A 14,780-nucleotide genomic window follows, 5' to 3' on the forward strand; every position below is an offset into this window, starting at 1 on the left:
TGATGTGGACTGGGCCATCAGCTGATGGCGTCATCGGGGCTTGCCATTGGCGTCTAGATGACGTCATACTGGCGTCATGGACCTTGGGTCGTATGTGGAGGAGCTGCGCCGGGAGCTCGCCGTCGCCGCGGAGGTGGGGGGCGCGGACGCGCGTGCGCTGGCCGAGCGGCTCGTCGGGCCGTTGGAGTCGGCCACCAGGCTTGCCCTGCTGGAGGCGTTGTCGGCGGCGGCGGACGAGATCAGCCGTGAGTTGGCGCCGGGGTCGGTCGAGGTGCGGCTGCGTGGCCGCGATGCCGACTTNGTGGTGACGCCGCCGCCGGCGGTCCTGCGCGCCGAGGATGACGTCACGTTTGGCGTCACGCCGTCCGCCGGGGTGGTGGCCACCGGGGCTGGGCTGGTGGGGACCGGTTCGGGCGGGACCGGGCCGGCGGCGGGGGAGGGTGACGAGGGGCGGACGTCGCGGATCACCTTGCGCGTCCCGGAGCACCTCAGGCCGCGCATCGACGAGGCGGCCGAGCGTGAGGGGTTGTCCGTCAACGCCTGGCTCGTGCGCGCCGTCGGCGCCGCGCTCGACCCCGGCGCCGGAGCCGCACGCCCCGGGCTGCCGGGTGCCGACCAGCACGGGCGCCGGTACCGCGGATGGGTCCGCTAGCCAGTCACGGGGCCCGGCCGATCGCATGGGGTCGGGTCGACGACACAGGGCCGATCAACGAAGGCCGATCACTCCCGGCCGATCACTCCCGGCCGATCACTGGAGAAGGAGCTGCACCATGCCGAGTTTCGACACCCCCGAACCGATCCTCGCCGTCGTCGAGTTGGGCGTCGGGAGCCTGCGAGTCCGGGCGGGCGATCGCGCCGACACCGTNGTGGAGGTGCGCCCGGCCGAGGCGGCCCACGACGCCGACGTGCAGGNCGCCCGGGAGACCACCGTCGAGTACTCCGACGGCCGGCTGACGATCCGGGCGCCCAGGAGGCGCCTGCGTTCGCTGTTCGGGACCGGCGAGGCGGTCGAGGTGACGGTCGACCTGCCCGCCGGCTCGCGCCTTGACGCGAGCGCGGGGACGGGTGTCGTGGCCACGGGCCGTCTGGGTGACTGCACGGTCCAGACCGCCCGCGGCGGCATCGACCTCGACGAGGCCGCCGACCTGCGGCTGCGCACCGCCGACGGGGACGTCAGCGTGGGCCGCTGCCGGGGGCATGCCGAGGTCAGGACCGCGAACGGCGCGGTCCGGATCCAGCGGCTCGACGGCCCGGTGCTGGTCCAGGCGGCGAGCGGCGTGATCGCCCTCGGCGAGGCGGCGGACGACGTGCGGCTCGCCACCGCCGCCGGGGCCATCAGTGTCGACCGGGCGCTGGCGAGCGTCGACGCCCGGACCGGCTCGGCCGACATCCGTCTCGGTGAGGTCGTGCGTGGCGCGGTGGCGCTGGTGACCGGATCCGGCCGGCTCGACATCGGCGTGCGGGAGGGCACGACCGCCCTGCTCGACCTCCGCTCGGGTGACGGCACCGTGCGCAGCGAGATCGCCGCCGTCGACCGCCCGGAACCGTCCGACGAGACCGTCGAGATCCACGCCCTCTCCGGCCGCGGCAACATCCTGGTTCACCGCTCCCGGCCCGTCCGGTCGTCCGCCTTGGCCAAGTAGCCGACACCTGGTTTCCGGAAATAGTTCGTCCGTAGTGATGGTATTTTTTTGGAGATCTTTGTCCGAATCGATCGGCCTACCTCGGCCCAGGCAACTCCGAGCCAGGTTATGAACGGGTGACGCGGGGATGTCGCAGCGTGCCCGCCTGTTTAACTCTTCTTCCTCTGCGCAGTACTGACCACGGTCCGTGGACCCCCTAACCTGACCTGGATCTTCAGCGAGGGCCCGCGCTGATTCCTTCGTAACTGCCGGAGGTCTCACCTTGTCCGTTCTCACCCGTGTCCGGCGTTCGCGCCTGGCGCTGGGCTCCCTCGGCGCGGCCAGCCTGGCGGCCGCCGTGTTCGGAGTGTGGGCTGCCGCCCCCNCCCAGGCCGCGGGTCTGCCCGCGCCNGACCACGTCGTCGTCGTGATGCTCGAGAACCACGGCTACTCGCAGGTCATCGGATCGTCGAGTGCGCCCTACATCAACTCGCTGAAGAGCGGCGGCGCGAACCTCACCGCGTCCTACGCCCTGACCCATCCCAGCCAGCCCAACTACGTCGCGCTGTTCTCCGGCGGCACCCAGGGCATCACCGACGACGCCTGCTACACCCCGGGATTCAGNAGCGCCGCCAACCTCGGCTCCGAACTCATCGCCGCCGGCAAGACGTTCGGCAGCTACAACGAGGGCCTGCCGTCGGCCGGGTCGACGGTCTGCACGAACAGCGCCACCAAGTACGCCCGCAAGCACAACCCGTGGTTCGCCTTCAGTAACGTGCCGACGANCACCGCGCACACCTTCGCCCAGTTCCCGACGAACTACTCGACGCTGCCGAAGGTCTCGTTCGTCATCCCGAACCTGTGCAACGACATGCACGACTGCTCGGTCNCCACGGGCGACACCTGGCTGCAGAACAACCTCGGCGCCTACGCCACCTGGGCGAAGACCCACAACAGCGTNCTCGTGGTGACCTTCGACGAGGACAACTCGCAGAGCGGCAACCGCATCCCCACGGTGTTCTACGGCCAGCACGTCACCGCGGGCAGCAGCACGTCGACGACCTACAACCACTACAACCTGCTGCGCACCCTGGAGGACCTCGGCGGNCTGACGACGCACGCCGGCAACGCGTCGAGCGCGTCGGACATCACCGGCATCTGGAGCTAACGGCCGGTGTACGTCGCGGACACCCGCACCAGACCGGCAGGCCCGGGGGCGACCCCGGGCCTGCCGGCCCCGCCGCCGGCGACCCGGGCGCCGGCATCCCCGGAACTGGCATCCCCGGAACTTGCATCCCCCGAGCCGGCGGGCCGCCCACCATCGCACCTCGCGCGGCGGGCCGTGCCCGCCACCGTGCTGGTCCTCGGCGCGGTCAGCCTCATCACCGACGTCTCCGCCGAGATGGTCACCGCCGTGCTGCCGCTGTACCTGGTGACCGGGCTGGGCCTGTCCCCGCTCGGCTTCGGCCTGCTCGACGGCATCTACAACGGCGCCAGCGCGTTGGTCCGCCTCGTCGGCGGCCACCTCGCCGACCGCGGCCGGCGCCACAAGGCGATGGCGGCCCTCGGCTACGGGCTGTCCGCGCTGTGCAAGCCGGCGCTGCTGATCGCGCACAGCCTGGCGGGGATCGGCGCCGTCCTCGCGGTGGACCGCACCGGCAAGGGGCTGCGCACGGCCCCGCGGGACGCGATGATCTCGCTGGCCGCCCCGCCCGAGGCCCAGGGCCGTTCCTTCGGCGTGCATCGGGCGATGGACACCGCCGGTGCCCTGCTGGGCCCGGTCGTCGCGGTCGTCGTGATGCACGCGGCCGCGGACGGGTTCGACGCGGTGTTCACCGTCAGCTTCTGCGTCGCGGCGACCGGGGTCGTCGTCCTGCTGCTGTTCGTACCCGGTCGCGTGACCCAACCCGAGCCGGCCGGGAGTGAGCGCGCCGGGAGTGGGCCGACGGGGAGTGGGCCGACGGAGAGCGGGGAGACGGAGAGCGGGCGGGGCGAACAGGCGGTTGTGTCCCTGCGCGCCGCCGTGAGGCTGCTCGGTGACCGCGCGCTGCGCCGGCTCGCCCTGTGCGCGTTGCTGCTGGGCCTCGCCACCGTCAGCGACTCGTTCCTGTATCTGATTCTGCAACGCGACCTGAACCTGTCGGGCGCGTGGTTTCCGCTGCTGCCNCTGGGCACGTCCGCGTCGTTCCTGCTGCTGGCGGTCCCGCTGGGACGCGCAGCCGACCGGTTCGGCCGCTGGCGCGTCTTTCTCGCCGGGCACGGTGGCCTGCTCGCGGCGTACGGCCTCCTGCTCGCGTCGGTGGGAGGCACGGTGGCGGGAGGCAGGGCGGTGGGGGGCACGGCGGTGGGCGTCGTCGTGCTCGTCCTGCACGGCGCCTTCTATGCGGCGACCGACGGGGTGCTCATGGCCGCCGCGGCCGGGTCGGTTCCGGCAGGGCTGCGCTCCAGCGGACTGGCCCTGGTCCAGACGGGGCAGGTGGGCGCGCGTTTCGCCTGCTCGCTGCTGTTCGGCGCCGCCTGGACGGCCTGGGGTGACCGTAGCGCCCTGGCCGCCGCCACCGTGGCACTCGCGGCCTGCACCGCCGCCGCCGTCGCGCTGCGTCCCGGGCGGGCGGCGCCGCCTCCTGCACCGGCGGCGCCGCGGTCCGGGCAGGAGGCCTGGTGAGCATCCGGGCTCGTCTCGCCGTGCTCGTCGCGGTCGTCGTGGTGCTCGCCGGGGTCGCCACCGCGGCCGTGGTGCACGCCTCCGGGCGCGCCGCGCGACGTGACGACCAACAGGCCGGCGGGCCCGTGATCCGGCCCGGGCGGGTCGTGCTCACCGCTGCGGCCGGCGCGGGCACCACCGCGCCGGCGAGCGGGGCGGCGAGCGCGACGGCGGGGGAGCGGCTGGTGTTCCGCTCGACGGCGTGGGGTCCGCACCGCGACGAGCTGGTGTCCGTGCCGGCCGCGGACCCGGCCGGGCCCCGCACCGCTTCCGGCGTGCGTTGCCTGCGGTTCCACGCCGCCGGCGGCACCGGCATCTGCCTGCGCCGAGTGCCGGGCGTGGTGGGGGAGAGCTACCGGGCGGTGGTGCTCGGCGCGGACCTGCGCGAGCGGCGCGACTATCCGCTCGGCGGCATCCCCACCCGCGCCCGGGTCTCGCCGAGCGGACGCATGGCAGCCTGGACCGTGTTCGTCAGCGGCGACTCCTACGCGGGCACCGCGTTCTCCACCCGCACGTCCATCCTCGACACCCGCACCTGGCGGCTGGACGACACCCTGGAGGACTACCGGATCGTCCGGGACGGCCGGACCTACCGCAGCCCCGACGCGAACTACTGGGGGGTGACGTTCGCCGACGACACCCACTTCTACGCCACGCTCGCCACCGGCGGGCAGACCTACCTGGTCCGCGGCGACGTCGCCGCCCGGACGGTCACCACCCTGCGGGCGAACGTCGAATGCCCGTCACTGTCCCCGGACGGCACCCGGCTGGCGTTCAAGAAGCGGGTGGCGAGCCTGCCCGTCGACGCGCCGTGGCGGCTGACCGTCCTGGACCTGCGGACCATGCGCGAGACCGCGCTGGCCGAGCAGCGCAACGTCGACGACCAGGCGCTCTGGCTCGACGCCCGCACCCTCGCCTATGCCCTGCCCGGCGACTACGGCAGCGACCTGTGGGCCGTGCCCGCCGACGGCGGCGGCAGCCCGCGGCGCCTGACCACGGCGGCGCTGGCTCCCGCCGTGGTCGGCTGACCGGGCCCACGGCCTGACCGGCGACGCGGCCTGACCGGCGACGCGGCCCGACCGGGCGGCTCAGGCGGACTTGCGGGGCAGGCTCCAGTAGTCGCGGTTGACGGCGATCCGGCCCTCGCGCAGCGAGCCGAAGGAGGACCCGCGGATGCCGGCCGGCTGCATGACCCACTCGATGGCGTAGGTGGCTCCGTCGGACAGGGTGGTGACGACGTCGTAGGTGGTGCCCGCCGTCTGGCTCAGGGCGTTGTCGATGAACGCCCGGGCCTCGTCGGTGCCGGCGGCGCCGTGGCCGGTCGGGACGTCCTCCAGCACGACGTCCGGGGTCAGGGTGGCCAGGATCGCGTCGGTGTCCTGCTTGTTCCAGCCGGCGAAGTAGTCGTCGATGACGGTGGTGTCGCTCATGGTCGTGTCTCCTCCGTGAGGGCGGGCCGCGCCGGGCCCGCCGAGTCGATCGGGTTCGGGCCGATCGGGTTCGGGTCGATCGGGTTCGGGTCGATCGGGTCGGCGACGGGCGGCGCGGCCGCCGGTACCGTCGCCANCACGCGGCGCAGGGCGCGTTCGAGCGTCGAGAGGTCGTCCAGGCCCGGCCCGCTGACGCCGGCGGCGGCCAGGCTCGGATGCGTGCCGCCGGCCGCCACCAGCCCGCGGGCCGCGAGCCAGCCGGTGAACAGCAGGTAGGTGGCGGTGAACAGCTCGACCGCCGCGGGCTCCGGCAGGCCCGCGGCGCGCAGGATCGACAGCGCCGTGCCGGTGAGCCGGCCGGCCGCGGCGGAGGGCAGCGACGCCGTCAGCGCCCGCATCCCGGTGCCCGGGTAGCGACGGAACGCCTCGTCCATCGCGGTGACGAGCCCGACGTACTGGTCCACCCAGGGCGCGGCCGGATCGAGCTCGATGCGGATGTCGGCGGCGACCGCCTCGACGACCCGGTCGGCCAGATCCTCGCCGCCGCGCAGGTGGTAGTGCACCGCGGGCGGGGTGACGCCGAGCTCGTCGGCGACGGCGCGCACGGTCAGCCGGTCGAGGCCGCCGCGCTCCACCACCCGTAGTGCGGCGTCGAGCACGTCGCGCTGGGTCAGCGGCGCCGGCTGCGTCCCGCCACGCCTGCGTGCCACCGACCGCCTCCCGCCCCGAATCTCCGGACCGCCCGAGGCTTCATTATGCCATAGTAAATCACTGCGGTCACGACCTGAGGGAGGCCGAAATGCGCAGCGACATCGACGGCGACCTAGACAACGACGTCGTCGTCATCGGGGGCGGGGTGGGCGGCTGCGCGCTCGCCGCCCGCCTGGCCACGGCGGGTCTGGGCGTCACGGTGCTGGAGCGCGAGCGCGTCTACCGCGACCAGATCCGCGGCGAGGCGATCGCGCCGTGGGGCTTTCGCGAGGCCGTCGAGCTGGGCCTCGGCGACACGGTGCTCGGCACCGAGGGCGCGTCGGTGATCAGCCGGATGGTGCCCTACGACGAGATGCTGACCGTCGAACGCGCCCGCAGCGCCGCGATGGACCTGTCCACGACCGTGCCCGGCGCCCCGGGGATCATCGGCGTGGGCCATCCGGAGCTGCGCGAGGCGCTCGCCACCGCCGCGGCCAAGGCCGGCGCGACCGTCGTGCGCGGCGTCGGGCGGTCCACGGTGGAACCGGGCCCGGCGCCGTCGGTCACCTACGAGCTGGACGGGGCGCACCACACCGTGCGCGCCCGGTTCGTCGTCGTCGCCGACGGCAAGAACTCCGCGACCCGCACGGCACTCGGCATCCCGATCACGGTGACCACCCCGCGGGTGATGCTCACCGGGCTGCTCGTCGACGACGGCGGCNCGTGGGACCGCGCCGAGACGACGCTCGGCGTCGACGGGCGCAACCAGTACGTCGTCGTGCCCCGCGGCGCCGACCTGATCCGGCTCTACATCGCCCGGTCCGCGACCGACCCCGAACGGTTCAACGGGCCCGAACGGGTGGCCCGCTTCCTGGCGGCGTACCGCTCACCGGCGCTGCCGTGCCCCGACGCGCTCGCCGACGCCACCCCGGCCGGGCCGTGCGCGACCTTCCCCATGACCGACGCCTGGACCGACAACCCGCTGCTCCCCGGGATCGCGCTGCTCGGCGACGCCGCCGGTTGGAGCAACCCGGTCACCGCCCAGGGGCTGAGCATCACCCTGCGCGACACCCGGGTGCTCGCCGAGGCCCTGCTCGACACCCCCACCTGGACCCCGCAGACGCTGCGCGGCTACGCCGAGGAACGCGGCGAGCGGATGGCACGGCTGCGCTTCGCCACCGCGCTGACCGATCTGCTGTCCGCGTTCGGCATGCCCGAGCGGGCGGCGAAGCGCCGGCGGATGACGAAGCTGCTGCGCGAGCGCCCGGACCTNGGCGCCGNGCTCGGCGCCGTCCACGCGGGCCCCTGGGCGCTCGGCCCCGAGGCGTTCTCCCCGGACATCCTCACCACCCTCGCCCTCGCCTGACCGCAGCTGCTGGCGGCCGGACACGGGTAGACCCTCCCCGTCAGGCTCGGGTGACGTCTGCGATGGCGGACCGGCCGACGGTGGGGCAGCGGGGCTCAGGCGGTCGCGCGGGCATCGGCGGCGAGGCGGCGCAGGAACTCCTCGACCACGTCGACCAGCTCCCCGACGACGTCGCCGGGCACGTCGGGACTGAGCACGGCCGGCAGTTCGGTCTCGGCCGAGCCGGCGAAGCTGCGGGTGCTCAGCCGGACCATCGACTCGAACAGGGGAACCCCGAGGCTGGCGGCCTGGTGGATGTGGGGCCGCAGGAAACTGGTCGGCTGGCCGCGGTAGTACTGGACCATCATGAGCACGACGCCGAGCACCCGCGGCTCCAGGCGTTTCGCCGCGGGATGCACGCCGGACTGCAGGTCGGCGACCCGGTTGTACTCCCAGACGTAGCGGCGCAGCTTGCCCAGCAGGTGCTCGATGCCCAGCGCGGAGAAGTTGTCGGGCCGGGCCGGGATGAGCACGTGGTCGCAGGCGGCGATCGCGGCGCGGGTCATCACCCCGAAGTGCGGTGGGCAGTCGATGAGGACCAGGTCGTAGTCGCTCATCCCGGGGGAGGCCAGGCCGGTGGCGAGGCGCTGGTAGACGTCGAAGTAGTGGCGGGTGGACCGGTGTGCCTGCGCCCCGCCCAGGTGGGCGGCGAGGTTCATCTCGATGTCGCCGAGGGACAGGTGCGAGGCGAGCAGGTCGAGTGTGCCGCCGCGCTCGGCGACGGCGGTGGCGGCGACCGGCGGGGTCGTCACGTAGCCGGCCAGCGGCGGCGGGAGGGTCTCCGGCCGCCACGACTCGAACCAGGCCTTCACGGTCCTGCGGTTCTCGGCGAGCTCGGTGCGCCAGACCTCCGGCTGGTAGAAGGAGAAGGTGAGGTTCGCCTGCGGGTCGAGGTCGATCAGCAGGACGCGGCGGCCCAGCCGGGCGATGGCGGCGCCGATGTTCGCGGTGAGCGTCGTCTTGCCCACCCCGCCCTTGTAGCTGGCGATCGCCACGACCTTCACCGCATCCTCGCTCCCGGTCGTGCGCCCCGCCCGACGGCGCGGTGACGTCTCCTCGTGCCCGGCCGGACCGGCGACATGCTCCGTGTCCGGCTCACAAGCAGACTACGGCCGTCGGGGATTCGCTGGCCGCCGCGGATTCGGTGACCGCCGCGGATGCGGTCCCGTGGCCCGGGACGAACACCGCCGCGACGGCCCGCCGCGCCGGTCCGGCCGGCCGGTGGGGTGGCCGGATCGGGCGATGCGCCCACCGCCCGGTGCGGGGGCGCCGAGCGTCCGCGAGCCCCGCGCGACGGCGCCGGGCGTCCCGCGCGCGGGCCCGCCCGGGCAGGGTGCGGCCGGGGCGGACAGGCCCGTTCCGGCCGGTGCGGTGGCCGCATCGGGCGCCCCTGCGCGGACGGTCACGGTTCCCGTTCGTCGCCGTGGCCGTCCAGGCAGCGGGTGAGCCAGTCGGCCGCCGCGGTGAACTCGCGGTCCGACTCCTGCGAGCGCACGGACGGCGCCAGACCGTCGGCCCGCGGATAGGACCCGAGGAAGCGCACCTTCGGGCAGATCCGGTACAGCCCCATCAGGGCCTCGCCGACCCGGCGGTCGCTGGCATGACCCTCCGCGTCGAGGGAGAAGCAGTACTGGCCGAGGCCCTCGCCGGTGGGGCGGGACTCGATCCGCATCAGGTTGACCCCGCGCACGGCCCACTGCTGGAGCAGCTCCAGCAGCGCGCCGGGGTGGTTCTCGGCCAGCCATGCCACCGCGGACGTCTTGTCCGCCCGGGTGGGCGCGGCGATGCGGCCGGGACGGCCGAGCAGGACGAAGCGGGTCGTGGCGTCGGCGGCGTCGTTGATGTCCGTCACCAGCGCCTCCAGGCCGTAGAGGCGGCCGGCGAACTCCCCGGCGAAGGCGCAGTCGAAGCGCCCGTCGCGGACCAGGCGCGCCCCTTCGGCGTTGGACGCGGCCGACTCCCACTCGGCGTGCGGCAGGTTCGCCGCGAGCCAGCGGCGCACCTGGGCCTGGGCGACCGGATGGCCGGTGACCGTCTTGACGTCCTCCAGGGTGGTGCCCGGCCGCACGAGCAGGGCGAAGCTGATCGGCAGCAGCACCTCGCGGTAGATCATCAGGGGGCTGCCGGTGGCGAGNTCGTCGAGGGTGGTGGTCACGGCGCCCTCGACGGAGTTCTCGATCGGCACCAGCGCGCCGGCCGCGTCGCCGCTGCGTACCGCGTCCAGCGCCGCCGTCACGGAGGCGGAGGGAACCAGCTCGCCGGTCGCCGCCTCCGGCAGCGTCTGGAGCGCGGCCTCGCTGAAGGTCCCCTCGGGGCCGAGGTAGGTGTAGCGGGCCTGGGCAGGCAAGTCAGACCTCCTGGGACCGGATCGGGCAGCACCCGTCGTCGGGCGCTGCGTGGAAGGTCGGATGCTGCGTGGCTGGCAGGGATGCGCCTGGCAGGGATGCGCCTGGCAGGGATGCGGCTGGCAGGGATGCGGCTGGCAGGGATGCGCAGCGGACGGGGGTCAGAGGTGGCGCAGCAGCGCGGTGGGGTCCTCGACGGTGTCGGCGACGAAGCGCAGGAACGCCCCGGCGGTCGCGCCGTCGCACACCCGGTGGTCGAAGGTGAACGACAGCTGCACGACGCTGCGTACGGCCAGCGCGCCGTCCACCGCCCACGGACGGGGGACGATCCGGCCGACCCCGAGCATCGCCACCTGTGGGTGAGCGATGATCGGCGTGGACCCGTCGACGCCGAAGACGCCGTAGTTGTTCAGCGTGAACGTGCCGCCCGTCAGCTCGGCCGGGGTGAGCCGGCCCCCGCGGGCGGCCGCGGTCAGCCGGGTGAGCTCGGCGGACAGCCGAGCCGTCGTCATGTCCTCGGCGTGGTGCACCACGGGCACGGCCAGCCCGCGCGGGGTCTGCGCGGCGAACCCCAGATGGACGCCGCCGTGGCGACGCACGCCGGTGGCGCGGCCGTCGGAGTCGGTGACGACGGACGAGTTCAGCTCGGGCGCGCGCAGCAGCGCCGCGACGCAGACGCGGGCGAGGAGCGCGAACAGCCCGATCCGCGGTTCGGCGCCGCCGGCGTTGAGGGTGTCGCGGGCGGCGAGCAGGCCGGTGGCGTCGGCGTCGACCCAGCAGGTGGCGTCGGGCACCTCGCTGCGGCTGCGGGTGAACGTCTCCGCGGCCCGCCGCCCGATCGCGTCGAGGGGGACGATGGTGGCGTCGGACTCGGCGGGCTGCGGCGCGGGGGCCGGCGTGCCTTCGACGGCGGCCTCGACATCGCGGCGCATGATCAACCCGCCCGGGCCGCTGCCGGTCACCACCTGCAGGTCGACGCCGTGGTCGCGGGCGAGGCGACGCACGAGGGGGGACACGACCGCGACCGCGGTCCGCGCGGCCGATCCCGAGGGCTCGGCCGAGCCGGCCACCCCCGCGGACCCGCCAGATCCCACGGACCCGGCCGATCCGGCCGATCCGGGCCGCCCGGATGATCGCGACGGTCCGGAGGGCATCGCCGGGCGCGGCGTCGGGATGGTGCCGACCCGCCGGCGGCGGGGCCGGACCGGCTCGGTGCTGACGCCGTAGCCGACGAGGATGTTTCCCGACCCCGATCCCGACCCGGATCCCGACCCGGACCCGGACCCGGACCTCGGACCGGAGCCCGATCCGGAGCTGGCGGTGGAACCCGGGGCCGAGGGGGCCGTCGCCGAGTCGTCGACGGCCACGGTGATCAGCGCCGCGCCGACCGGGACGCCGGTGCCGGCGGGGCCGGCCAGCGAGGTGACGACGCCGGCGTAGGGGCAGGGCACCTCGACGACGGCCTTGGCGGTCTCCACCTCGGCTACGGGCTGGTCGACGGTGATGACGTCCCCGACGTCGACGAACCAGCGGACCACCTCGGCGGAGGTCAGCCCCTCACCGAGGTCGGGAAGGGCGAAGGCGCGTACCGCGGCCACGGGCTCACTGCTCCCACTGGAGTCGGGCGACGGCGTCGAGGATGCGGTCGACGCTGGGCAGATGGTGCTTTTCGAGCATGGGCGGGGGGTAGGGGATGTCGTAGCCGGTCACCCGCAGCACGGGGGCGGCAAGGTGGTGGAAGCACCGCTCGGTGACCCGGGCGGCGATCTCCGCGCCGACTCCGGCGAAACCCGCCGCCTCGTGGACGACGACGGCGCGGCCGGTCGCGCGCACCGCCGCGCAGACCGTCTCGTCGTCGAACGGCACCAGCGAGCGCAGGTCGACGACCCCGAGGTCCCAGCCCTCCGACCGGGCGGCGGCCGCCGCCTCCAGGCAGACGGGCAGCGACGGGCCGTAGGTCAGCAGGGTCGCCGAGGTGCCCGGCCGGCGCACCATCGCCCGTCCGATCGGTGGCACCTGGGCGGTCGAGACCTCGGCCGGCGAGAAGTCCGCCGCCGACCAGTAGAGCCGCTTCGGCTCCAGGAAGACCACGGGGTCGTCCGAGGCGATCGCCGAACGCAGCAGCCCGTAGCTGTCGGCGACGGTGGCGGGGGTGACGACGTGCAGGCCGGGGGTGTGCGCGTAGTACGCCTCGCTGGAGTCGCTGTGATGCTCCACCCCGCCGACGCCCCCGCCGTAGGGCACCCGGATCGTGATCGGCAGGCCCATCCGCCCGCCGGTGCGGTTGCGCATCTTCGCCACGTGCGAGACGACCTGCTCGAACGCCGGGTAGGCGAAGGCGTCGAACTGCATCTCCACGACCGGCCGCAGCCCGTACATCGCCATGCCGACGGCGGTGCCGAGGATGCCCGCCTCGGCCAGCGGGGTGTCCAGGCANNGCTGCGCCCCGAACTCGGCGGCCAGCCCGTCGGTGACCCGGAACACGCCGCCGAGCGTGCCGACGTCCTCGCCGAGCACGTGGACGCTGGCGTCCTCGCGCAGCGAGTCGCGCAGCGCCGCGTTGAGGGCCGCGACCATCGTCGTGCTCATCGGGCCTGCTCCCCGTCCCCGTCCGCGACCGCTCCGGCGNCGTCGGCGTCGGCGTCGAGGCGTGCCGCGAGCTCGGCGGCCTGCTCGCGCAGCTGGCTGGTCGGCTGCGCGTAGACGTGGGCGAACAGGGAGTCCGGGTCGGGATCCGGCGGGTTGTCGAACTGGGCGCGGATCTCGACGGCGAGGTCCTCGGCCGCCTGCGCGGCGGCGGCCACGCCCGCGTCGTCGAGCAGCCCCGCGGCGCGCAGATGCCCCTCCAGCAGCGTCAACGGGTCGCGTGCCCGCCAGGCGTCGACCTCGGCCGCGCTGCGGTAGCGGGTCGCGTCGTCGGCGTTGGTGTGCGCGTCCAGCCGGTAGGTGACCGCCTCGACGAGCACCGGCCCGCGGCCCGACCGGGCGTGGTCGACCGCCGCGGACAGCACGCTGTGCATCGCCAGCGCGTCGTTGCCGTCGACGAGGCGGCCGGCGATGCCGTAGCCGACCGCCTTGTGGGCGAGCGACGGCGCCGCGGACTGGCTGGCCAGCGGCACGGAGATCGCGTAGCCGTTGTTCTGGACCAGGAACACCACGGGCGCGCCCAGCACCCCGGCGAAGTTCAGCGCCTCGTGGAAGTCACCCTCGCTGGTGCCGCCGTCGCCGACGNGGGCGAGTGCGACGAGGTTCTCCGCGGCGGCGGGATCCGTCGCCGCGCGCAGGCGGGCGGCGTGGGCCAGGCCGACCGCGTGGGGGGCCTGGGTGGCCAGCGGTGTCGACAGCGGCGCGATCCGGTGGGAGTACGGGTCGTAGCCGCTGTGGGCGTGCCCGCGCATCAGCGTCAGCGCGTCCAGCGGCCGCACGCCCCGGGCGACCACCGCGAGGGTGTCGCGGTAGCTCGGGAACAGCCAGTCCACGTCGCGCAGCACCATGGCGGCGGTGACCTGGCAGGCCTCCTGGCCGGTGGACGCGGGGTACACGGCGAGCCGGCCCTGGCGGGTCAGCGTCGTGGCCTGCTGGTTGAAGCGGCGACCGAGGACGATCCGGCGGTACAGCTCACGCTGCACCTCGGCGTCGAACGTCCTGGCCGCCGGGGTGCCGAGGATGCGCACCGGCTCGGGATCGGGCAGTAACGGCGCGGGGTCACGGCGCGGGCCGTGGGAGTGCGGGGGCCCGACGAGGCCGGGTGCGGTGCTGTCGTCGAGGACGGTCATGGGCCACCTTCGGGACTGGGTGGTGGACGGGGGGTGGCTGCCGTGCCCGGGTCTGCGTTGCCCAGGTCTACGCTGCCCCAGGTCAGGGCGGTCCCAGGTCAGGGCGATCCCAGGTCAGGGCTGTCCCAGACCGGCGCTGTCCGGGGCGCAGGCGGCCCGGGTGGGCGCACCGAGGGCTCCCTGCGGCGACGTGCGGGCCTCGCGCTGCCGGTCTCACCTCGGCCTCGCTGCGGGGCGTGGCCCGACGAAGCGCCGGCGCGTCCTGCTCCTGTGCCGCGTCCTGTCCCGGGGCTGCGACACGGCCTGCGCTGCGGCTGCTGCCGGGCGGCGTCCGGGCGGCGTCCAGGCGGCGTCGGGGTGGCGTCCGGGTGGGCACCGGGCAGGGTCAGACGGGGGACGCCGTGGCAGCGTGCGGTCCGGCCCGAGGCGGTCCGGCTCGCCGGCAGGCCCGGTTCGGGCGCCGTCGGTGGTCACGATCCGTCTCCACTCACCTACTTCGTTCTGGGGGACCCCGGTGCGTTTCCGGAGTCCGGGTACGCGCTGTGGCCGGCCTCTGCGATTGATTTTCCACCGCCGGCCGACACTTGGATCGTGGCGATAATCACCTTGGGTTGACTCTGGGGCGTGAATTGTTGCGCGGCCCACCTTCTACGTCGTGTAGAAAGGTGGTTGAGGGCACGGGAAACACCGGTGGGACGGTGGCGCGACGGCCATTACGGCGCCTCCCGGCCGGACCCCCGAACTCGAGGCATGCCCAGCTGTCCACGCCGGTGAGGTTTCGATCCGCCCCGCCCCGCCCCGCCGCGCT

Annotated in this window: 10 protein-coding genes and 13 pseudogenes; 13 read left to right on the forward strand and 10 right to left on the reverse strand. The window is 74.5% G+C overall.

The genetic code is table 11. The features are described from left to right. The first annotated feature begins 397 nt into the window (after positions 1 to 397). The 11 genes and pseudogenes from UK94_RS45775 (at position 398) to UK94_RS09480 (ending at position 5,354) form a co-directional block, all read left to right on the forward strand. Entirely contained in the window at positions 398 to 652 is a 255-nt protein-coding gene (locus UK94_RS45775) for a YlcI/YnfO family protein (RefSeq protein WP_235487298.1), read from the forward strand. 118 nt (positions 653 to 770) lie between these two features. Continuing rightward, a pseudogene (locus UK94_RS73270) lies at positions 771 to 865 on the forward strand (hypothetical protein); the annotation flags it as partial. Position 866: 1 nt separating this feature from the next. Beyond that, the coding region (locus UK94_RS45780; RefSeq protein WP_268761279.1) for a hypothetical protein at positions 867 to 912 on the forward strand (46 nt) is incomplete at its 3' end. Between the two features lies 1 nt (position 913). After that, positions 914 to 1,643: pseudogene (locus tag UK94_RS09465) on the forward strand (DUF4097 family beta strand repeat-containing protein); the annotation flags it as partial. Positions 1,644 to 2,052: 409 nt separating this feature from the next. Beyond that, positions 2,053 to 2,246, forward strand: a pseudogene (locus UK94_RS45785) (acid phosphatase); the annotation flags it as partial. A gap of 1 nt (position 2,247) precedes the next feature. Continuing rightward, a pseudogene (locus tag UK94_RS45790) lies at positions 2,248 to 2,407 on the forward strand (acid phosphatase); the annotation flags it as partial. A gap of 1 nt (position 2,408) precedes the next feature. Beyond that, positions 2,409 to 2,511 (forward strand): annotated as a pseudogene (locus UK94_RS45795) (acid phosphatase); the annotation flags it as partial. Position 2,512: 1 nt separating this feature from the next. Continuing rightward, a pseudogene (locus UK94_RS45800) lies at positions 2,513 to 2,582 on the forward strand (hypothetical protein); the annotation flags it as partial. Position 2,583: 1 nt separating this feature from the next. Further along, a pseudogene (locus UK94_RS45805) lies at positions 2,584 to 2,729 on the forward strand (alkaline phosphatase family protein); the annotation flags it as partial. Between the two features lie 247 nt (positions 2,730 to 2,976). After that, a partial coding sequence (locus UK94_RS45810) for an MFS transporter (protein WP_268761280.1) occupies positions 2,977 to 3,788 on the forward strand: 812 nt, incomplete at its 3' end. 495 nt (positions 3,789 to 4,283) lie between these two features. Beyond that, positions 4,284 to 5,354 carry a PD40 domain-containing protein gene (locus UK94_RS09480; RefSeq protein WP_011604369.1) on the forward strand — a complete coding sequence of 357 codons (1,071 nt, stop codon included), beginning with the start codon at positions 4,284 to 4,286 and terminating at the stop codon, positions 5,352 to 5,354. A 60-nt stretch (positions 5,355 to 5,414) separates the two neighbouring features. Here UK94_RS09480 and UK94_RS09485 read toward each other — a convergent pair whose 3' ends face one another. Both UK94_RS09485 and UK94_RS09490 read right to left on the reverse strand, forming a co-directional pair. Further along, entirely contained in the window at positions 5,415 to 5,756 is a 342-nt protein-coding gene (locus UK94_RS09485; protein WP_011604370.1) for a nuclear transport factor 2 family protein, read from the reverse strand. A gap of 137 nt (positions 5,757 to 5,893) precedes the next feature. Then, a pseudogene (locus tag UK94_RS09490) lies at positions 5,894 to 6,466 on the reverse strand (helix-turn-helix domain-containing protein); the annotation flags it as partial. Positions 6,467 to 6,555: 89 nt separating this feature from the next. Here UK94_RS09490 and UK94_RS45815 point away from each other — a divergent pair. Then, on the forward strand, positions 6,556 to 7,167 hold a 612-nt coding region (locus tag UK94_RS45815), incomplete at its 3' end, for an FAD-dependent oxidoreductase (RefSeq protein WP_235487196.1). A 1-nt stretch (position 7,168) separates the two neighbouring features. Beyond that, positions 7,169 to 7,718, forward strand: a pseudogene (locus UK94_RS45820) (FAD-dependent monooxygenase); the annotation flags it as partial. A 189-nt stretch (positions 7,719 to 7,907) separates the two neighbouring features. Here the strand turns inward: UK94_RS45820 and UK94_RS09500 are convergent. The 8 genes and pseudogenes from UK94_RS09500 to UK94_RS45840 form a co-directional block, all read right to left on the reverse strand. Further along, positions 7,908 to 8,855, reverse strand: a complete 948-nt coding sequence (locus UK94_RS09500; RefSeq protein WP_011604373.1) for a ParA family protein — start codon at positions 8,853 to 8,855, stop codon at positions 7,908 to 7,910. A 398-nt stretch (positions 8,856 to 9,253) separates the two neighbouring features. Next, positions 9,254 to 9,985 (reverse strand): prephenate dehydratase domain-containing protein (locus UK94_RS09505; protein ID WP_235487210.1); only part of this gene is annotated, 732 nt, incomplete at its 5' end. 1 nt (position 9,986) lies between these two features. Further along, positions 9,987 to 10,198, reverse strand: a pseudogene (locus UK94_RS45825) (prephenate dehydratase domain-containing protein); the annotation flags it as partial. A gap of 159 nt (positions 10,199 to 10,357) precedes the next feature. Then, a complete protein-coding gene (locus UK94_RS09510) occupies positions 10,358 to 11,794 on the reverse strand; it encodes a dihydrolipoamide acetyltransferase family protein (protein ID WP_055749518.1) in 1,437 nt (478 codons plus the stop codon). Between the two features lie 4 nt (positions 11,795 to 11,798). Next, positions 11,799 to 12,632, reverse strand: an 834-nt coding sequence (locus UK94_RS09515; protein ID WP_235487212.1) for a transketolase C-terminal domain-containing protein, incomplete at its 5' end; no start/stop codon positions are given. A gap of 2 nt (positions 12,633 to 12,634) precedes the next feature. Then, positions 12,635 to 12,785 (reverse strand): annotated as a pseudogene (locus tag UK94_RS45830) (alpha-ketoacid dehydrogenase subunit beta); the annotation flags it as partial. A gap of 40 nt (positions 12,786 to 12,825) precedes the next feature. Further along, a pseudogene (locus UK94_RS45835) lies at positions 12,826 to 13,427 on the reverse strand (thiamine pyrophosphate-dependent enzyme); the annotation flags it as partial. 1 nt (position 13,428) lies between these two features. Beyond that, positions 13,429 to 13,972: pseudogene (locus UK94_RS45840) on the reverse strand (thiamine pyrophosphate-dependent enzyme); the annotation flags it as partial. Positions 13,973 to 14,780: the final 808 nt, after the last annotated feature.

The organism is Frankia sp. AvcI1, from assembly GCF_001420875.1.
In the GTDB taxonomy this organism is placed as follows: domain Bacteria; phylum Actinomycetota; class Actinomycetes; order Frankiales; family Frankiaceae; genus Frankia; species Frankia alni.

Bases quoted from the DNA above. Each gene is read 5' to 3' on its own strand.
- UK94_RS09485 (WP_011604370.1), bottom strand. From the start codon at position 5,756: ATGAGCGACACCACCGTCATCGACGACTACTTCGCCGGCTGGAACAAG.